The sequence below is a fragment of the Enterobacter sp. BNK-29 genome (assembly GCF_048684785.1).
Taxonomy (GTDB): Bacteria; Pseudomonadota; Gammaproteobacteria; order Enterobacterales; family Enterobacteriaceae; genus Enterobacter; species Enterobacter cloacae_M.
On sequence record NZ_JBLQTU010000001.1, the window covers coordinates 2,193,487 to 2,213,238 of the forward strand.

Annotated in this window: 17 protein-coding genes; 7 read left to right on the forward strand and 10 right to left on the reverse strand. The window is 57.3% G+C overall.

Translation table 11 applies throughout. From position 1 onward, the window contains the following. Window positions 1-46: 46 nt before the first annotated feature. Window positions 47-868, forward strand: coding sequence for a serine O-acetyltransferase (cysE, locus tag ACMGGX_RS10505; protein ID WP_008502718.1), 822 nt, complete (start codon window positions 47-49; stop codon window positions 866-868). On the opposite strand, the gene trmL is transcribed toward cysE, so the two are convergent. The 9 genes from trmL to ACMGGX_RS10550 all read right to left on the reverse strand — a co-directional run bounded on the left by trmL (window position 865) and on the right by ACMGGX_RS10550 (window position 10,950). Continuing rightward, window positions 865-1,338 (reverse strand): tRNA (uridine(34)/cytosine(34)/5-carboxymethylaminomethyluridine(34)-2'-O)-methyltransferase TrmL, encoded by a 474-nt coding sequence (gene trmL / locus ACMGGX_RS10510; protein WP_033147028.1) that lies wholly within the window; start codon window positions 1,336-1,338, stop codon window positions 865-867. The genes cysE and trmL overlap by 4 nt on opposite strands. Before the next feature lie 45 nt (window positions 1,339-1,383). Next, on the reverse strand, window positions 1,384-2,724 hold the full coding sequence (locus ACMGGX_RS10515; RefSeq protein WP_063438990.1) for an MFS transporter: 1,341 nt from the start codon (window positions 2,722-2,724) through the stop codon (window positions 1,384-1,386). 182 nt (window positions 2,725-2,906) lie between these two features. Then, window positions 2,907-4,094, reverse strand: coding sequence for a quinone-dependent L-lactate dehydrogenase (lldD, locus tag ACMGGX_RS10520; RefSeq protein ID WP_029740822.1), 1,188 nt, complete (start codon window positions 4,092-4,094; stop codon window positions 2,907-2,909). Next, complete coding sequence (gene lldR, locus ACMGGX_RS10525; RefSeq protein WP_023294814.1) at window positions 4,091-4,864, reverse strand: transcriptional regulator LldR; 774 nt, start codon at window positions 4,862-4,864, stop codon at window positions 4,091-4,093. The genes lldD and lldR overlap by 4 nt, the downstream gene beginning before the upstream one ends. After that, window positions 4,861-6,516, reverse strand: coding sequence for an L-lactate permease (lldP, locus tag ACMGGX_RS10530; RefSeq protein WP_348562113.1), 1,656 nt, complete (start codon window positions 6,514-6,516; stop codon window positions 4,861-4,863). The genes lldR and lldP overlap by 4 nt, the downstream gene beginning before the upstream one ends. Before the next feature lie 271 nt (window positions 6,517-6,787). Further along, window positions 6,788-7,150, reverse strand: coding sequence for a YibL family ribosome-associated protein (locus ACMGGX_RS10535; protein WP_010436679.1), 363 nt, complete (start codon window positions 7,148-7,150; stop codon window positions 6,788-6,790). Between the two features lie 58 nt (window positions 7,151-7,208). After that, window positions 7,209-7,799 carry a mannitol operon repressor MtlR gene (gene mtlR, locus ACMGGX_RS10540; protein ID WP_032661869.1) on the reverse strand — a complete coding sequence of 197 codons (591 nt, stop codon included), beginning with the start codon at window positions 7,797-7,799 and terminating at the stop codon, window positions 7,209-7,211. Then, the gene (gene mtlD / locus ACMGGX_RS10545; RefSeq protein WP_023309921.1) at window positions 7,796-8,944 is read right to left on the reverse strand and encodes a mannitol-1-phosphate 5-dehydrogenase; all 1,149 of its coding nucleotides are present in this window, start codon (window positions 8,942-8,944) and stop codon (window positions 7,796-7,798) included. Before mtlD ends, mtlR begins: the two co-directional genes overlap by 4 nt. 98 nt (window positions 8,945-9,042) lie before the next feature. Next, the gene (locus ACMGGX_RS10550; RefSeq protein WP_023309922.1) at window positions 9,043-10,950 is read right to left on the reverse strand and encodes a PTS mannitol transporter subunit IICBA; all 1,908 of its coding nucleotides are present in this window, start codon (window positions 10,948-10,950) and stop codon (window positions 9,043-9,045) included. A gap of 659 nt (window positions 10,951-11,609) precedes the next feature. Here ACMGGX_RS10550 and ACMGGX_RS10555 point away from each other — a divergent pair. The 6 genes from ACMGGX_RS10555 (at window position 11,610) to aldB (ending at window position 18,769) form a co-directional block, all read left to right on the forward strand. Then, a complete protein-coding gene (locus tag ACMGGX_RS10555) occupies window positions 11,610-11,966 on the forward strand; it encodes a DUF3302 domain-containing protein (protein ID WP_023334046.1) in 357 nt (118 codons plus the stop codon). Window positions 11,967-11,968: 2 nt separating this feature from the next. After that, a complete protein-coding gene (locus tag ACMGGX_RS10560) occupies window positions 11,969-13,105 on the forward strand; it encodes an HlyD family secretion protein (protein WP_033147023.1) in 1,137 nt (378 codons plus the stop codon). 90 nt (window positions 13,106-13,195) lie between these two features. Beyond that, window positions 13,196-13,804 carry a glutathione S-transferase gene (locus tag ACMGGX_RS10565; protein ID WP_348562115.1) on the forward strand — a complete coding sequence of 203 codons (609 nt, stop codon included), beginning with the start codon at window positions 13,196-13,198 and terminating at the stop codon, window positions 13,802-13,804. 111 nt (window positions 13,805-13,915) lie between these two features. Then, complete coding sequence (gene selA / locus ACMGGX_RS10570) at window positions 13,916-15,301, forward strand: L-seryl-tRNA(Sec) selenium transferase (protein WP_420298348.1); 1,386 nt, start codon at window positions 13,916-13,918, stop codon at window positions 15,299-15,301. Further along, the gene (selB, locus tag ACMGGX_RS10575) at window positions 15,298-17,145 is read left to right on the forward strand and encodes a selenocysteine-specific translation elongation factor (RefSeq protein WP_420298349.1); all 1,848 of its coding nucleotides are present in this window, start codon (window positions 15,298-15,300) and stop codon (window positions 17,143-17,145) included. Before selA ends, selB begins: the two co-directional genes overlap by 4 nt. A gap of 85 nt (window positions 17,146-17,230) precedes the next feature. Further along, window positions 17,231-18,769, forward strand: a complete 1,539-nt coding sequence (gene aldB, locus ACMGGX_RS10580) for an aldehyde dehydrogenase AldB (protein WP_029740992.1) — start codon at window positions 17,231-17,233, stop codon at window positions 18,767-18,769. Here aldB and ACMGGX_RS10585 read toward each other — a convergent pair. Beyond that, window positions 18,766-19,731 (reverse strand): LysR family transcriptional regulator, encoded by a 966-nt coding sequence (locus ACMGGX_RS10585; protein WP_420298755.1) that lies wholly within the window; start codon window positions 19,729-19,731, stop codon window positions 18,766-18,768. The two genes, aldB and ACMGGX_RS10585, sit on opposite strands and share 4 nt — an antisense overlap. Window positions 19,732-19,752 lie beyond the last annotated feature (21 nt).

Here is a 19,752-nt window from a genome sequence, read left to right on the forward strand (position 1 = left end):
GCCAGCGCAGAACTGGCTGGTCATTAACTATCGTCTGGAGTAAGCAATGCCGTGTGAAGAACTGGATATCGTCTGGAACAATATTAAAGCCGAAGCCCGGGCGCTGGCCGACTGCGAGCCTATGCTGGCCAGTTTCTACCACGCGACGCTACTCAAGCACGAAAATCTCGGCAGCGCGCTGAGCTATATGCTCGCCAACAAGCTGGCTTCATCGATCATGCCAGCTATCGCCATTCGGGAAGTGGTGGAAGAGGCTTACGCTGCAGACCCGGAAATGATCGCCTCTGCCGCCTGCGATATTCAGGCCGTGCGTACGCGTGACCCGGCGGTCGATAAATATTCTACGCCGCTGCTGTACCTGAAAGGCTTCCACGCCCTGCAGGCATACCGCATCGGCCACTGGCTGTGGAATGAAGGCCGCCGCGCGCTGGCGATCTTCCTGCAAAACCAGGTTTCCGTGACGTTCCAGGTCGATATTCACCCGGCGGCAAAGATTGGCCGCGGGATCATGCTTGACCACGCCACCGGGATTGTCGTCGGGGAAACGGCGGTGATTGAAGATGACGTCTCGATCCTGCAGTCGGTTACCCTGGGCGGTACCGGTAAAACCAGCGGCGATCGCCATCCGAAAATCCGTGAAGGGGTGATGATTGGCGCGGGTGCCAAAATCCTCGGCAATATCGAAGTCGGGCGCGGTGCGAAGATCGGCGCAGGCTCCGTGGTGCTCCAGCCCGTGCCGCCGCATACCACCGCCGCTGGCGTACCGGCGCGCATCGTCGGTAAACCAGACAGCGATAAGCCGTCCATGGACATGGATCAGCACTTCAACGGCATTCACCATACGTTCGAGTATGGTGACGGCATTTAACTTCTGAGAATGGCGCCCGGATACCCCAGCTGGCGCCAGGCTTCATACACCACCACCGACACCGCGTTCGACAGGTTCATGCTGCGGCTGTCCGGCATCATCGGAATACGGATTTTCTGCTCGGCGGGCAGGGCATCCAGGATCGTGGCCGGCAGGCCGCGGGTTTCCGGGCCAAACATCAGATAGTCACCTGCCTGATAGCTCACGGCGCTATGCGCTGGCGTGCCTTTGGTGGTCAGGGCGAACATGCGCTGCGGCTTCTCTGCTTCCAGAAACGCGGCGTAATCGTGATGGCGAACGACGGCGGTAAATTCATGATAATCCAGCCCTGCGCGACGCAGACGTTTGTCGTCCCACGTAAAGCCCATCGGCTCAATGATATGCAGACGAAAACCGGTGTTAGCACACAGGCGGATAATATTGCCGGTATTCGGCGGAATTTCTGGTTCGAATAAAACGATGTTAAGCATGCTGCCCCCTTAATTGCGGGGGCAGAATAGCAGAAAAGAGAGGAACTACGCGACGCCGGGTTCCTGCGAGCGGCTGTACAGCATTTTGTAGACGGTTGCCGCAGCGGCGACCAGAGCGGGCACGCTGAGGATCATTAAAATACTGTCTGCCTGCCACTGCATAGAGAGAAGCTGGGCGCTGGTCATGGTTCCCGCCACGCCGCCAAAGCGGCCGATCCCCTGCATCCAGGCGATACCCGTCGCGCGGCACTCGGTAGGGTAAAAGGTGGCGGCCAGGGTTTGCATGCCCGATTGCGCGCCGTTCATCGCGATCCCCATCAGGAAAATCAGCCCGCCAAACAGGGCGATATGGTTATGCTCAATGCCAAGCAAAAGAATGAGGCCCATTGTCAGCACGAAACCACACGCGACCACTCTGTGCGCTTCCCAGCGATCCATCATCCAGCCCGCGAGCAGAATGCCCGCGGTGCCGCCGAAGGTGAACAGCGAGGTGAGCCAGGCAGATTCCGCCAGAGCATAGCCCATCCCCTGCATCAGCGTTGGCATCCAGCTCAGCAGGACGTAGTAAATCACCAGCCCCATAAAGTAGGTCACCCACAGCATCAGGGTGCCGGGCAGCCAGGGCATGGAAAAGAGCTGTGACACGCTCCCTTTTTTAGAGGCGACTTTCTCCTCCGCCAGGAAAAAGCCCGTGACGCTATCCAGCGTGCTGCGGGCGAACCGGCTGGCGATACGGCGGACCTGCATGACGTCTTTCCCGCGCTGCACCAGAAACTTCACGGACTCCGGTAAAAACAGCGCCAGCAGCAGCGTTAAAACCAGCGGCGCAATCGCCCCGGTCAGCAGCACGCTTCGCCAGCCGTGATGGGGGATAAGCCAGGAAGAGATCGCGCCGCCGCCCGCCGCACCCAGAGGAAAGCCGCAGTACATGGTATTAATCGCCATGGCGCGACAGCGCTGGGGGGCAAACTCGGAGATCAGCGTGATGGCGTTAGGCATTGCGGCGCCGAGCCCCAGGCCCGTCAGAAAGCGCCACAGCGTGAGCGTATTCAGACTTTGCGCCCAGGCCGTCCCCAGGCTCGCAAGGCCGAAGAACAGGCACGAAAAGACCAGCACGCGCTTGCGCCCCATCCGGTCCGATACCGGACCGGCAATCAGCGCGCCCAGCGATAGCCCCAGCAGCGCCGCGCTCAGCACCGGCCCCAGATCCTGTTTGTGTATCCCCCATTCTGCCGACAGCGTAGGCGCGATGTAACCCATCGCCGCCGTATCAAAACCATCGATCGCCAGAACCAGAAAGCCCAGCACAATGAGCAGCCAGTGAAACCCTGAAAAGGGACTCTCATCGATCACCTGCTGAATATCCACCTTACCTGAATACGCCATACGCTCCACTCCGATCTGATGTTGTTTTTGTGTTCTTGTATTTGCTTGTCTATACAATTGCGGACGGCAGGTGGATGTCAAATTTTCTCATCCAATATGTTATCTGGATGTTATTTTTGGCGTAAAAAAGCGCCCGAGGGGGAAATCGGGCGCGTGAGAAAGGTGTATTAACGGAGGAGAATTTACGCCGCGTTTCCCTGAGCAAGTGGCGCCAGCGCCGCCGGTAATTTGCTTAACTCCTGCACTAGGGAATCCTTACTGATTTCGCTAATCGTTCTTGCTCCTGTCAGCGTCATCGCCACCTTCATCTCTTTTTCGATCAGGTTGAGCAGATTCGCCACCCCTGCCTGGCCCGCCGTCGCCAGCGCATACAGATACGCGCGCCCCAGCAGCACGCTGTCGGCGCCCAGCGCAATCATGCGCACCACGTCCAGCCCGTTGCGGATGCCGCTGTCGGCCAGGATCGCAATATCGCCTTTCACCGCATCGGCGATGGCCGGCAGGGCGCGTGCGGAAGAGAGCACCCCGTCAAGCTGGCGTCCGCCGTGGTTAGAGACCACAATCCCGTCTGCGCCAAAGCGTACCGCGTCGCGGGCATCTTCCGGATCGAGGATCCCTTTGATCACCATCGGGCCGTCCCAGAATTCTCGGATCCACTCCAGGTCTTTCCACGAGATCGACGGATCGAAGTTGTTTGCCAGCCAGCCAATGTAATCCTCCAGCCCGGTCGGTTTACCGAGGTATGCCGAGATATTGCCCAGATCGTGCGGACGACCGTTCAGGCCGACATCCCACGCCCACTGCGGGTGAGTAACCGCCTGCCAGTAGCGGCGGAGCGCAGCATTCGGGCCGCTCATGCCGGAGTGGGCATCACGATAGCGCGCGCCGGGAGTCGGCATATCGACGGTAAAGACCAGCGTGGAGCAGCCCGCCGCTTTGGCGCGCTCGAGCGCGTTACGCATAAAGCCGCGATCGCGCAGGACGTACAGCTGGAACCACATCGGTCGCTTGATGGTCGGGGCGACCTCTTCAATCGGGCAGACGGACACGGTGGAAAGGGTAAACGGAATGCCTTTGGCATCCGCCGCAGCGGCGGCCTGCACTTCACCCCGGCGGGCATACATACCGCACAGGCCCACGGGCGCGAGCGCGACGGGCATGGAAAGCGTTTCGTTAAACAGTTTTGTCTCAAGGCTCAGGTCAGACATATTCTTCAGCACGCGCTGGCGCAGAGCCACCTCCGACAGATCTTCCACGTTGCGGCGCAGGGTGTATTCGGCATACGCCCCGCCGTCAATGTAGTGGAACAGGAACGGAGGCAAAATGCGCTGCGCCGCGGCGCGATAGTCACTGGCTGCTGAAATAATCATGCTTTGTTCTCCCTGGAAATATCACTGTCGCCAGGCAGACGGGTTATACGCGCCTGTCGGGCCTGGTCTTCATCGAATCGTTTAATGGTGGTGTGCACGAAACCGAGATGCGCCATCATCGCTTTGCGGGCGGCCTCGGCATCGCCGGCCAGAATGGCGTTGAGCACCGCCTCGTGCTGTTCAGTCAGTTGGGCAAACACCGGCGGAACCAGATACATGCGCTGGCGGCTCTGTTTAACGGAGGATTGCAGCAGGTCGAAGAACCCGCGCATGGTCTGGAGCAGCACCACGTTGTGCGACGCCTCGGCAATCGCCAGGTGAAAACGCACGTCCGCCTGGGAGGCGATGTCCGGGTCGCTGCTTTGCGTGGCCTCAAAGCAGGCGATGAGTTTCTCTTTGTCGGCGTCGGTTGCCCGCATGGCCGCGTGCCAGGCGGTACTGGTTTCGATGGCGTGGCGCGCTTCAAGGATGTCGAAGCTGTAGTCTGGGTCGTTCTCCATCAGCGTCTTCAGCGGCTGCACGATGTTTTGCTCGGACCAGTCGTCATGCTGCCAGCGTACAAAGGTGCCGCCGCCGCGACGGCTCACCAGCACCCCTTCGCTGACCAGCGTCGCCAGCGCCTCGCGCAGTGAATTGCGCGACACGCCAAGCTGGGCGGCGAGCTGGCGTTCGGCGGGCAACTTCATGCCCGCTTCAAGCTGTTGTTCTTCAATCAGCGCCCGCACGCGAGAGGCAATCTCGTCGGACAGGCGTCTGGGCATCACTATCATGGGATCATCCAGGTTAAGACATAGGCCTGCAGGGTGGTGATCACCCCGACCATGCAGGTGAATATCAGGCTGTGTTTCACGGTAAAGCGGAACAGATCCGACTCTTTACCGACCAGTCCCACCGCCGCACAGGCAATGGCGATGGATTGTGGAGAGATCATTTTCCCGGTCACGCCGCCGGTGGTATTCGCGGCCACCAGCAGGACGTCCGACACGCCAATCTGCTGGGCCGCCGTTGCCTGCAGCGCGGCAAACAGGGCGTTAGACGAGGTATCTGACCCGGTCAGGAACACCCCCAGCCAGCCGAGGAACGGCGAGAAGAAGGTGAAGGCGTGGCTGGTATGGGCCAGCGCCAGCGCCAGCGTCGATGACAGGCCGGAGTAGTTCGAGATAAACGCGAACGCCAGCACCATGCCGATGGAGTAAATCGGCAGCATCAGTTCTTTAATGGTCGCCGCAAAGGTCTGCACCGCGGCCGCAGGCTTCATGCGCAGCCACAACACGGAAAGAATAGCGGCAAACAGGATGGCGGTACCGGTGGCGGAGAACCAGTCGAATTTATAGACCGCGGCATACGGCGTGGCAGCGTGCACCACCGGCGGCATACGAGCGACCATCTTGTCGAGGAACGGTACGGAGATGTTAATCACCATGTCGTACAGCGCGCCGCCCGGGGCGAACAGGGCTTTAAACGGCGGAATGCTCCACAGGGTGACCGTTGCGGTCAGGAACAGGAACGGCGACCAGGCGCGGATCACCTGTCCTGCGGTATAGCCCGTACGGGCCAGGGTTTGATCGACCTGCGAGGCGCCCATGTCGGCGAAGCGGAAGATACGCACCGGCTGCCAGCGCTTCAGGAACAGCGTCAGACAGACCAGCGACACCAGCGAGGAGATGATGTCAGGCAGCTCCGGGCCGAGGAAGTTCGAGCTGAGGTATTGAGCGATAGCGAACGAACCGCCCGCTACCATCACCGCAGGCCAGGTCTCCTTCACGCCGCGCCAGCCGTCCATAATCGCCATGATCCAGAACAGGACGATAATGGTCAGGAAGGGCAGCTGGCGGCCGACCATCTGGCCGATCTCGAAGCTGTCCAGTCCGGTGACCTGTCCGGCCACCAGAATCGGAATGCCCATCGCGCCAAACGCAACCGGCGCGGTGTTCACAATCAGGCACAGGCCCGCGGCATAGAGCGGGTTAAAGCCCAGACCGACCAGCAGCGCGGCGGTGATCGCCACCGGTGCGCCAAAGCCTGCCGCGCCTTCCAGAAACGCCCCGAAGGAGAAGCCGACAATCAGCATCTGCAGGCGCTGGTCCGGCGTGATGGAAAGAATCGACGAGCGGATTATGTCGAACTGCCCGGTTTTCACCGAGATTTTATAGACAAACACCGCCGCTATGATGATCCACGCAATCGGCCACAGGCCGTAGAAAAAACCGTAGACGACGGAGGCCAGCGCGCGATCGACCGGCATTTTATAGAAGAACAGCGCCACCATCAGGGCGATAGCAACGGTATACGTCGCGGCGAGGTAGCCCTTCAGCTTGAGCTTAATCAGCGCAAAGAAGAAGAACAGGATCGGAAGCGATGCGATTAGGCTCGACAGCCAGATATTACCGGCCGGGTCGTAGTTTTGTTGCCAGAGGCTCATGCAGGTCTCCTGGGGACCAGACAGCCTGCGCTGCGGGTGAGTCTCCGCTCTACTCTGCGTCACAGGTTGTGTAAAAGTGGTCCTGCCAATGTTGTGTTGTAGGGTTAATGACAATGAATGGTTAACCAAATGTTATGGTCAGGCAATGAGTTTGTGAGCGGAAATAATGGAATTGTGAACCGGGGGAGGATTGATTGCGCTATTGGTTGGACCAATTCACGCGAAGGGGAAAAGAGTAGGCCGGGTAAGCGCAGCGCCACCCGGCATGAAATCAGAACGCGGTCTTACAAAAACCCGTCATCTCTTTCAGGCCCATTTCGCGGCCAAGCTCGGTCATCGGGTGTACCACCACCAGACCACGGACGCTTTTCTTCAGCTTGCCCATGTCGGCCTGTTCTTTTTTGGTGATCGCGCGGCGGTGCGGCATGTTCATCAGCTTCTGCGCTTCTTTGCTCAGCTTCTGGCCTTTCACTTCGCGCAGGCGCTCGATTTCTGTTTCCAGCGTGGCGGCTTCTTTTTCCAGCTCGGCGTACTTCTCGGCGGAATCAACCAGTGACAGGCCAGCCATCTGGTGGCGGATCAGATCCAGGCGGTCGCTCAGGCGTTTAATTTCGTTCTTTTCGACTTCTTTCATGACAAATAACTCTGAAAACGGGGAATTTACAGGGAAGGATACACCAATGTGAGCAGGCTTACTTCTGAAACGCTTTTTTTAAGCTGATTCGGGAAATCAGCTCAGTCAGGGAGAGAACCATCGTGGAACGGACAACCTGTTGATAACGCAGCTTTTGCATCGCGTAGAGCTCAGGGTCGCTGTTATCAAAATGGGGAGCAGGGGGCAGCGCGGTGACGCAGTGCAGCTCGCCGAAAGGCCCCAGGATCTCATCATCGGTAAAGGTGTACTCGTTACCGTCATGATTGAGCTCTTCGCGCAGCGCCATTAACAGCTCCGCATCTTCATACTCTTGTCGGTTGAGCACGCCAAGACCATAAATCAGCTTCAGACGCACGGATAGATCGCCCAGCGGTCCGTCTCCGTCCAGTAACGGTTCTACAGCATACTTTACCGCGTAGTCGTCTTTGCGAAACACCTGAAGCACCAGGATATTCACCGCCTCGGTTAACAGCTCGACGGCGGCAATCAGGAAGCTTCGTACGGTTTTGCCAGCATTCAGACGCTCAAGCACACGATTTTCAAAGGCCTGGGTTTGTTCCATTATTGCCTGCATATCTGACAATCTATTATCTGGGCGCAGGTTAACCTGCGCCGCACTGTGCATCATTTGGTTGCGTTGTATGCGTTAACCGCCTCCACAACCACGTCGCTGTTGGCGTCCAGACCGGAAATCTGCGCCAGCGCAGCCTGCGCGCCTTTGTCATCAATCAGCTGAGCCAGTTCCTGCGCCTGTGGGTCCTGCTCGCTGCGGTAGTGCATCGCGGCGGCAATGCCTTTCACCAGATTGGCGTGCGGCAGGCCGTATTCCAGCGTGCCCAGCAGCGGCTTAATCAGACGGTCGCCCGCGCTCAGTTTGCGCAGAGGCTGACGGCCCACGCGCTCAACGTCATCTTTCAGATACGGGTTTTCAAAGCGACCGAGGATTTTCTGGATGTATGCTGCGTGTTTATCAGCATCAAAACCGTAGCGTTTGATCAGCACCGCGCCGCTCTCTTCCATTGCCCCTTTTACCACCGCGCGGATCTTCTCATCGAGGATCGCATCACGAATGGTCTGATGACCGGCCAATTTTCCGAGGTACGCGGTTATAGCATGCCCGGTGTTCAGCGTGAAGAGTTTGCGTTCGACAAATGCCATCAGGTTATCGGTTAATTCCATTCCCGGAATGGTCGGCAGGGCGCCTTTAAACTGGGTTTTATCAACGATCCACTCGCTGAAGGTTTCCACGGTCACTTCCAGCGGATCGTTGGTGGCGGATTCAGACGGCGGAACGATGCGATCCACGGCGGAATCCACAAACCCGACGTGCGCTTCAACCCAGGCTTTGTCTTCGTCTGCTACAGCGTTGAGCACGTGGCCTTTCAGCTGCGTGGTGCCGCGCACCATGTTTTCACAGGCGATGATGTTCAGCGGGGTGTCGATGCCCTGCGCTTTACGTTTTGCCAGGCCTTTCGCAACCGCAGGGGCGATGCGCTCAAGAACGACCGGACCCACGGCCGTGGTGACCAGATCGACGCTGGCGATCAGGTCGATAACGTCTTCCCCGATGCTGCTGACCGCGTTGACGCCGGATACCGTCTCAACCTGCTCGTTTTCACCGACTACATGGACCTGATAGCTATGACGCGCATTCAGGGCATCCAGGACCACCTGATTCACATCGGCGAATGTCAGCGTAATGCCCGCGTCTGCCAGCAGTTTACCGATAAAACCACGACCGATGTTACCTGCGCCAAAATGTAATGCTTTCATAGTGTTAACCTTCATCAATGTTTTTACCCGAGAGGGCTGGGGTGAGGAACTTTTCCCCTCACCCTAGCCCTCTCCCCAGAGGGGAGAGGGAAGAGGACTTATTTGTTAAGAAGTGCCAGGACTTCTTCCACGCTGGTGGTGCTCGCCAGACGCGCAATGACAGATTCATCATCCAGCGCGTTGGTCAGGCTGGTAATCACCTGAATGTGCTCGTTGTTGCGAGCGGCGATACCAATCACCAGACGGGCGATGTCGTCTTCTTCTTCACCGAAGCGCACGCCCTGCGGATACTGACAGAATACGACGCCGGTTTTCAGGACGCGATCTTTCGCTTCAACCGTACCGTGCGGCACTGCGATGGATTCGCCCAGGTAGGTTGGCGTCAGTTTTTCGCGTTCCAGCATCGCGTCAACATATTCAGGCTGAACGTAGCCGCCTTTCACCAGCTGCTCGCCGGCAAAGCGAATCGCTTCTTCTTTGGTTGCCGCTGTGCGACCGAGGAAGATGTTTTCCGCACCCAGTTTGAACAGGTGGGCGTTGCTCTCGTCAAAGCTGTCCTGCAGGCTTGAGCGCACTTTCACTTCGTTGTCTTCGTGACGCTGCGCCGCAACCAGACGTTCGGTCAGACTGGTGTACAGGCCGCTGTCGAGGAAGTTAGTTAGCGAGATGTGCTGTGCCTGCGGTACCTGGCGCATGGCGCGTTCGGTCAGGTCGCGGTGCGTGATGACCAGGTCAACGTCCGGCGGCAGGCTGTTAATGGCGCTGTTGGTGACGGAGATGTTGGTCAGGCCCGCATCCTGCACTTTCTTACGCAGCACGCCTGCACCCATTGCGCTGGAACCCATACCGGCGTCACAAGCAACGATGATTTTACGCACGTGGCTCAGGTCGTTAGACACATCACCAGCCGCCAGCGGGGTCGCGCCTTTGGATTCGGCTTTCATGTCGTGCATACGACGGGTCGCCGCTTCGATATCGTCGTCTTCTTTCACTTTGCTGGTTTTCAGCAGGATAGAAGAGACCACGAAGGAGACCGCCATTGCCGCACAGATGGCCGCGATGTTCGCGAAGTACGCCCCTTTTGGCGTCATCGCCAGCACCGCCAGGATAGAACCCGGAGAAGCTGGAGACACCAGACCGCCGCCCAGCACGCTCAGGGTGAACACGCCGGTCATACCGCCAAGGATAACGGCCAGGATCAGACGTGGGTTCATCAGCACGTACGGGAAGTAAATTTCGTGGATACCGCCCAGGAAGTGAATGATTGCCGCACCGCCAGCAGACTGCTTAGCGCTGCCGCGACCAAAGAACATGTACGCCAGCAGAACGCCCATACCCGGACCCGGGTTAGCTTCAATCAGGAAGAAGATGGATTTGCCGAGATCGTGAGACTGCTGAATACCCAGCGGCGAGAAGATGCCGTGGTTGATGGCGTTGTTCAGGAACAGGATTTTCGCCGGTTCAACGAAGATAGACGCCAGCGGCAGCATGTCGTGCGCAACCATGAAGTTAACGCCCGCCGCCAGAATTTTGGACAGCACTTCAACCGCAGGGCCAATGCCGAGGAACGCCAGAATCGCGAGGATCATCCCGATGATGCCCGCAGAGAAGTTGTTCACCAGCATTTCGAAGCCGGATTTGATCTTACCATCAACCCAGACGTCGAATTTCTTAATCGCCCAGCCGCCAAGAGGACCGGCAATCATTGCACCGAGGAACATCGGCATATCCGCACCGACGATAACACCCATGGTCGTGATAGCGCCCACTACGCCACCACGGTCACCGCCCACCAGACGACCACCGGTGAAACCGATGAGCAGCGGCAGGAGATAGGTAATCATTGGGCCAACAAGTTTCGCCAGCGTTTCGTTAGGCAACCACCCTGTCGGAATGAACAATGCAGTGATGATACCCCACGCGATAAACGCGCCGATATTTGGCATCACCATGTTGCTGAGGAAACGACCAAAGCTTTGAACTTTGATCTTGAAATCGGATGACATAAAACACCCCTTCTTCTGTTTACGCTTAGGCTTGCGGCCCGAGGTTTATTGTTAATGAGGCGGCAGAGGTAGCCGGACCCTGTTCTGATGCTGTGAAATCTGGCACTGAATCGTTCAACTGTCCAGACAGCGAAAATTTGTGTGACGCATGTCACGTAAATGTAGGGGGTATGGATGTCAATGAGGTGATCCTGGTCACAAAAAAGGTGGGCAAAAAAAATACGATGGCGAGAAATGCGGCAAAAACCACCCTTTTATGTGACGGTTGTCACGCTTTGATTTTGTATGTTTGTTTCTGGATTGTGACTGATTTCACAAAATATTTTTATGCAGATTTCTCCGGCTGTGATCGCCGGCAAACTCTGCTTATCGATTCGGCGTCAGGATGGCATAGCGCGACACGTTAAGCTAAAAAACCACTTTTGATGTGTGGTATGGCGAAAAGTTTAAACGTGGATTACGCTCATATTGTAAGGTTAAGTATATTATTATTCAGGATATATTTTGACACGCTTATAAACTTGCATGGAGATATTATAAAAACCGATACTCCCCGGCTCTGAAATAACCAGCACACCTTATGTATTTCAAAATAAATTAATTAGGTTGCGTACTGTTTTATTAATTCAATGAGTTGCCGTTGTTTAAGTGAGGAGAATATGTTTCTCAACTATTTTGCGCTGGGCGTATTGATTTTTGTATTTCTGGTTCTGTTTTATGGAATCATCGCCATCCATGACATTCCTTATAATATGGCCAAAAAGCGTAACCATCCGCATGCCGATGCGATTCATACGGCAGGCTGGATTAGCCTGTTTACGCTCCATGCCATCTGGCCGTTCCTGTGGATATGGGCCACGCTGTACCGTGAAGATCGCGGCTGGGGGATGCAAAACCACATCACCAAGCCTGATGAGGTTCCGGGCATGGATGCGCTGGCCAAACGCGTGGCCGAATTAGAACAAAAGCTGGCAGCGGTACAGCCCGCTGCTGATAAAAACACGCTGGAGCGCTAATCATGGATCTGTTGATTATTTTGACCTATGTGGCATTTGCCTGGGTGATTTTTAAAATATTCCGCATTCCGGTAAACCAGTGGACCCTTGCCACCGCGACATTAGGCGGGGTGTTTATTGTTGCCGGACTTATTCTGTTAATGAACTATAACCATCCGTACACCTTTACGGCGCAAAAGGCGGTTATTTCTATTCCGATTACGCCGCAGGTTACCGGGGTGGTCAGTGAAGTGACCGATAAAAATAACCAGCTTATTAAAAAAGGCGAAGTGTTATTTAAACTGGATCCGGGCCGCTACCAGGCGCGCGTCGACAGACTCCAGGCCGACCTTGTGACCGCGACGCACAATATCGACAATCTGAAAGCGCAGCTTTCGGAAGCGGTCGCCAATACCACCCGCGTGTCGGCTGAACGCGATCGTCTGTTTAAAGATTATCAGCGCTACCTGAAAGGCAGCCAGGCAAAGGTGAATCCGTTTTCTGAAAGCGATATCGACAACGCGCGGCAAAATTATCTCGCACAGGATGCGATGGTGAAAGGCTCCGTTGCCGAACAGACGCAGATTCAAAGCCAGCTGGACAGCATGGTGAACGGCGAGCAGTCGCAGATTGCCTCCTTACGCGCGCAGCTTGCTGAAGCGAAATACAATCTGGATCAGACCGTGGTCCGTGCGCCAAGCGATGGTTACATCACCCAGGTGCTGATCCGTCCGGGGACGTACGCAGCCGCGCTGCCGCTGCGTCCGGTGATGGTCTTTATTCCTGAACAGAAGCGTCAGATCGTGGCCCAGTTCCGTCAGAACTCGCTGCTGCGCCTGAAGCCGGGCGATGAAGCGGAGGTGGTGTTTAACGCGCTGCCGGGCCAGGTGTTTACCGGTAAACTCACCAGTATTCTGCCGGTGGTGCCGGGAGGCTCCTATCAGGCGCAGGGCGCGCTGCAGTCGCTGACGGTGGTGCCGGGAACGGACGGCGTGTTGGGTACGATTGAGCTGGATCCGAATGCGGAAGTCGATGCGCTGCCAGACGGTATCTATGCCCAGGTGGCGGTCTACTCGGACCATTTCGCCCACGTCTCGGTGATGCGTAAAGTATTGCTGCGCATGACCAGCTGGATGCACTACCTCTACCTCGATCATTAATCCTTCCAGGGCAGGAATGCGACACGCGTACCTGCCCTTTTTTCATCGCTTGATCCATACTGACTTTTTTCCGGCATCAAGGATCAGGCAATGAAACTCATCGGTAGCTACACCAGTCCCTTCGTGCGAAAGATCTCGATTCTCCTGCTGGAGAAAGGGATTGAATTTGAATTCATCAATGAACAGCCCTACAACGCTAAAAACGGCGTCGCGCAGTACAACCCGCTGGGGAAAGTCCCGGCGCTGGTGACGGACGAGGGCGAATACTGGTTCGATTCCCCGATTATTGCGGAGTATATCGAGCTGCTGGGCGTTGCCCCGGCAATGCTGCCGGCTGACCCAAAAGCGGCGCTGGCCGTGAAGCAAATTGAAGCCCTGGCCGATGGCATTATGGATGCGGCGTTAACCTCCGTGCGTGAACAGGCAAGGCCCGCCGCCCAGCAGTCGGAAACGGAACTGTTACGCCAGCGGGAAAAAATCAGCCGCAGCCTGGACAGGTGCGAACAGCTTATCCGGGAGGGAAAGATTCAAACCGACAGCCTGAACCTGGCAACCATCGCTATCGCCTGCGCCATCGGCTATCTCAACTTCCGCCGGGTTTCCCCTGGCTGGTGCGTTGACCGTCCGCTGCTGGTGAAACTTGCAGACACGCTTTTTAGCCGCGAGAGCTTTGCCCGTACCGAACCGCCAAAGGCTTAAAGGCTTGACGCGGGTTATAACACTTCGGCGTCGGAGGCGGTACAATCCCTCCACATGTTAACTCCCTCTCCCGTCGGGAGGGGGGAAGATATTTACTCGCCAGGCGCCTTCATGACTACTCATCATTCGCTGTACAGCCAGATCCCCGCTACCGACCGTCTCCTTCGCGAGCCCCGCATTCATGCTGCCGTTGAGCGTTTTGGCCATACCGCGACGGTGGAGATATTACGCCTGCTTCAGGACGAAGCCCGATGCGCTATTCAGTCAGAAAACGCCTTGCCCGAATGGTGCGCGGCGTGGGAGCAGGAAGTTGAGCACCGGCTGGATGAGAAAGCGCAAAGCGCGTTACGCCCGGTGATTAACCTGACCGGTACCGTACTGCATACCAACCTGGGACGCGCGCAGCAGGCGGAAGAGGCGGTTGCTGCGGTTGTGCAGGCCATGCGGGCGCCCGTGACGCTGGAGTACGATCTGGACGGCGCCGGACGCGGGCATCGTGACCGGGCGCTGGCGGACCTGCTGTGCCATCTGACCGGCGCGGAAGATGCCTGCATTGTGAATAACAACGCCGCAGCGGTGCTGCTGATGCTGGCTGCCACCGCCAGCGGCAAAGAGGTGGTGGTTTCCCGCGGCGAGCTGGTGGAGATTGGCGGGGCGTTTCGTATTCCGGACGTGATGCGCCAGGCGGGCTGTACGCTGCATGAGGTGGGCACCACTAACCGTACCCATGCGAAAGATTATCGCGCGGCGGTGAATGAAAATACCGCCCTGCTGATGAAGGTTCACACCAGCAATTATCATATTGAAGGCTTCACCAAAACGGTTGAAGAGGGCGAGCTGGCGGCGATTGGCCGCGAACTGAATATTCCGGTGATTGCCGATCTTGGCAGCGGCTCGCTGGTGGATCTGAGCCTTTACGGGCTGCCGAAAGAGCCGATGCCGCAAGAGATGATTGCGGCGGGCGTCAGCCTGGTCAGCTTTTCCGGCGACAAGCTGCTTGGCGGGCCGCAGGCCGGGATTATCGTCGGCAAGCGCGAGCTGATTGCGCAGCTGCAGCAGCATCCGCTTAAGCGCGCCCTGCGAGCCGATAAAATGACGCTTGCCGCGCTGGAGGCGACGCTGCGTCTTTATCTCCATCCGGAGAAACTGGCCGACCGCCTGCCCACGCTGCGTCTGTTAACCCGCGATGCCGCTTCGATTCGCGCCCAGGCCGAATTACTGCTGCCGCGCATTGCCCCGCACTATCCCGATTTTGATGTTCGCATTGAACCCTGCCAGTCGCAGATTGGCAGCGGTTCGCTGCCGGTGGACAGGCTGCCGAGTGAAGCGCTCACGTTCACCCCGCGTGACGGGCGCGGCAGCCACCTTGAAGCCCTGTCGTCGCGCTGGCGTGGCCTGCCCGCGCCGGTTATCGGGCGGATTTACGATGGCCGAATGTGGCTGGATCTGCGCTGCCTTGAAGATGAAGAGCGATTTCTGGAGATGTTGTTGAAATGATTATTGCCACCGCCGGTCACGTCGACCACGGAAAAACCACGCTACTGCAGGCGATTACCGGCATAAACGCCGACCGCCTGCCGGAAGAGAAAAAGCGCGGCATGACCATCGATCTGGGCTATGCCTACTGGCCCCAGCCTGACGGTCGCGTACTGGGTTTTATTGATGTTCCGGGGCATGAAAAGTTTCTGTCCAACATGCTGGCGGGCGTGGGGGGCATCGATCATGCCCTGCTGGTGGTGGCCTGCGATGATGGCGTCATGGCGCAAACCCGTGAGCACCTGGCGATCCTGCAGCTGACCGGCAACCCGCAGCTGACCGTGGCGCTGACCAAAGCCGATCGCGTGGATGACGCACGCGTCAGCGAAGTGCGCGAAACGGTACAGGCGACCTTGCAGGAGTATGGTTTTGCCGATGCTCCGCTTTTTGTCACCGTGGCGACAGAAGGGCGCGGTATCGATGAACTTCGCCACCACTTACGGCAGCTTTCGTCGCGTGACCATGCCAGCCACCACCGCTTTCGTCTGGCGATTGACCGGGCGTTTACCGTCAAAGGCGCGGGGCTGGTGGTGACCGGTACGGCGCTGAGCGGTGAAGTGAACGTAGGTGATACGCTCTGGCTGACGGGCGTTAACAAGCCGATGCGCGTGCGTGGCTTACATGCGCAAAACCAGCCCGCAGAGCGCGCTCATGCCGGGCAGCGGATCGCGCTGAACATTGCCGGGGATGCGGAAAAAGAGCAGCTTAACCGCGGCGACTGGCTGCTGGCCGATGCCCCACCAGAGCCGTCTGAACGCGTCATTGTCTCCCTGCAGACAAACGTGCCCCTGACCCAATGGCAGCCGCTGCATATTCACCATGCGGCGAGCCATATCACCGGGCGCGTGTCGCTGCTGGAAAACGACCTTGCCGAACTGGTATTCGATTCTCCGCTCTGGCTTGCAGACAACGATCGTCTGGTACTGCGTGATATTTCCGCGCGGGAAACGCTGGCCGGGGCACGGGTGGTCGCGCTGAATCCACCGCGACGCGGCAAGCGTAAACCTGAATATCTGCAGTGGCTGGCTGCTCTGGCGCAGGCCAGCGATGATAACGCCGCGCTGCGGGTGCATCTTGAGCGCGGTGCGGTGAGCCTGCGTGATTTTGCATGGGCACGCCAGCTGAGCGAGGAAGGGTTACGCCTGCTGGCCCAGCAGCCGGGCTTTATTCAGGCTGGAAACAGTCTGCTAAACGCCCCGGTTGCCGCACACTGGCAGCGTAAGATACTGAGCACGCTCGCAACGTACCATGAACAGCATCAGGATGAGCCTGGCCCGGGCCGTGAGCGTCTGCGGCGCATGGCGCTGCCGATGGAAGACGATGCGCTGGTGCTGCTGCTGATTGAAAACATGCGCGAAAGCGGGGCGATCAAAAGCCACCACGGCTGGCTGCATCTGCCGGATCACAAGGCCGGGTTTACCGCAGAGCAAGAAGCGGTATGGCAAAAAGTGGCCTCGCTGTTTGGCGATGAGCCATGGTGGGTTCGCGATCTGGCCCGCGAAACGAATACCGACGAGCAGGTGATGCGTCAGGTATTGCGCCATGCGGCGCAGCAGGGGCTGATAGTCGCGATCGTGAAGGATCGTTATTACCGTAACGATCGCATTGTGGCGTTTGCGAACCTGATCCGCGAGCTGGATCAGGAGCGAGGCTCTACCTGCGCAGCCGATTTCCGCGACCGGCTGAACGTGGGCCGCAAGCTGGCGATTCAGATCCTGGAGTATTTCAACCGCATCGGCTTTACCCGCCGTCGCGGTAACGATCATTTATTGCGCGATTCGTTATTATTTCCTGAAACTCCGTGACCCCCGTCGTAAAGCCGTTACCGGTTGGCGAGAAAATCGCCAGCCGGAACTACCCTTGATGTACACCAACAGCAAGGAGACGGTCATGACAAACAATCCTCCCTCATCGCGTATCCAGCCCGGCGAGTATGGTTTTCCCCTCAAGCTGAAGCCTCGTTATGACAACTTTATTGGCGGCGACTGGGTAGCTCCCGTCGACGGCGAATACTATTCCAACCTGACCCCCGTAACCGGCCAGCCGCTGTGCGAAATAGCCAGCTCCGGCAGGCGTGATATCGATCTGGCGCTGGATGCGGCGCACAAAGCGAAAGATAAATGGGGCCATACCTCCGTTCAGGACCGCGCGGCTATTTTGTTCAAAATCGCTGACCGGATGGAGCAGAATCTGGAGCTGCTGGCGACGGCGGAAACCTGGGATAACGGTAAGCCGATCCGGGAAACGATGGCGGCAGACGTGCCGCTGGCCATCGACCACTTCCGCTATTTTGCCTCCTGCATTCGCGCTCAGGAGGGTGGAATAAGCGAGGTAGACAGCGACACCGTGGCGTATCATTTCCACGAACCGCTGGGCGTCGTCGGGCAAATCATTCCGTGGAACTTCCCGCTGCTGATGGCGAGCTGGAAAATGGCGCCCGCGCTGGCGGCCGGCAACTGCATTGTGCTGAAACCGGCGCGTCTGACCCCGCTCTCGGTGCTGCTGCTGATGGAAATCGTTGGCGATCTTCTGCCGCCGGGCGTGATTAACGTGGTCAACGGTGCGGGCGGTGAGATAGGGGAATATCTGGCTACCTCGAAACGGATCGCTAAAGTGGCGTTTACCGGGTCGACGGAAGTGGGCCAGCAGATTATGCAGTACGCCACGCAGAACATCATTCCCGTGACCCTGGAGCTGGGCGGGAAATCCCCGAACATCTTCTTCGCGGACGTGATGGAGGAAGAGGATGCCTTCTTCGATAAAGCCCTGGAAGGGTTTGCGCTGTTTGCGTTTAACCAGGGCGAAGTCTGCACCTGCCCAAGCCGCGCGCTGGTGCAGGAGTCCATCTATGAGCGCTTTATGGAGCGGGCCATTCGCCGCGTCGAATCTATCCGCAGCGGTAACCCGCTCGATAACGTCACGCAGATGGGGGCGCAGGTCTCGCACGGACAGTTGGAAACCATCCTCAACTACATCGATATCGGCAAGAAAGAGGGGGCGGATATTCTGACCGGCGGTCGCCGTAAGGTGCTCGGTGGGGATCTGCAGGAAGGATATTACCTGGAGCCAACGATCCTGTTCGGTCAGAACAACATGCGCGTCTTCCAGGAGGAAATTTTCGGACCGGTACTGGCCGTGACCACCTTCAAAACGATGGAGGAGGCGCTGGAGATTGCCAACGACACACCGTATGGCCTGGGAGCGGGCGTCTGGAGCCGCAACGGTAATCTGGCCTATAAAATGGGTAGAGGCATTCAGGCCGGTCGCGTCTGGACCAACTGCTACCACGCCTATCCTGCCCACGCGGCATTTGGCGGTTATAAGCAATCGGGCATTGGGCGTGAAACCCACAAGATGATGCTGGAGCATTATCAGCAAACGAAATGTTTGCTGGTCAGCTACTCCGATAAACCGCTGGGGCTGTTCTAATCGCCCAGCTCAGGCCGTCCATGGGCGGCCTGAGCTATTTGCTGGCGCAGGCAGTTCAGAACGCCATCCAGAACGTATTGCACGCGCCAGGGCTGGTATTCGCGTTTGCGGAAGATGGCCGTTAGATCGAGCCACCACTCTTCCTGATGCGGGAAGCAGGGAACCAGCATCCCTTGCGTTAATTCTTTTTTCAGACTCTCTTTTGGCGCAAAAACAATCCCAAGATTATTTCTTGCCAGCTCCAGGGCCGTCTGCGTATTGTCGCAAATATAATTACCGGTCACCCGGTAGTCATGCACGCTATCACTGCCGTGCACGCGGAAACGCCAGATATTTGCATCATCGACCAGCATGGAGTCAATGAGAATACAGGAATGATTAATTAAATCTTCAGGTCCCTTTAAGGGATGCTTATTTAAATAATCAACGGTTGCAAATGCCGTAACGGAATATTTTGTTAACACGCTGGCAACCAGACTTTCGTCTTTTGGTTGCGCATAGGTAATTAAAACGTCGCAGTCATCCGGAAAGGAAACGCCTTCTGAAAATTCATTCCGGTCGAGGTTGTAGGTTTTCAGGGAGATGCGGATGTCACCGATATCTTCTATCTGATGGATCACGTGGCGCGCGAGATAGGTTACGATACCTGTAGGGGCATAGATCGTGACCTTTCCACGCTTCTCATGCTTATAATCAGCAATAAAATTAACGAGTTGACTGTTCCTGTCCAGCGTGGTATTCACGTAAGGGAGTAACGCTTCACCAAACTGGGTCAGGGCCAGCTGGCGCGTGGTGCGCTCAAAAACCTTGAGTCCAACCCGCGTTTCAAAATCAGACAGATATTTACTGACGTTGGCCTGCGCCATGCCCAGCAGGGCGGCGGCATCGCCAATGCTGTGGGTTGCTGCGATGACGGATATAATTTTTAATTCGCGTGGTTTTAGCTGTAATTTATTCATCATGCGCACTCATCTATATGATTT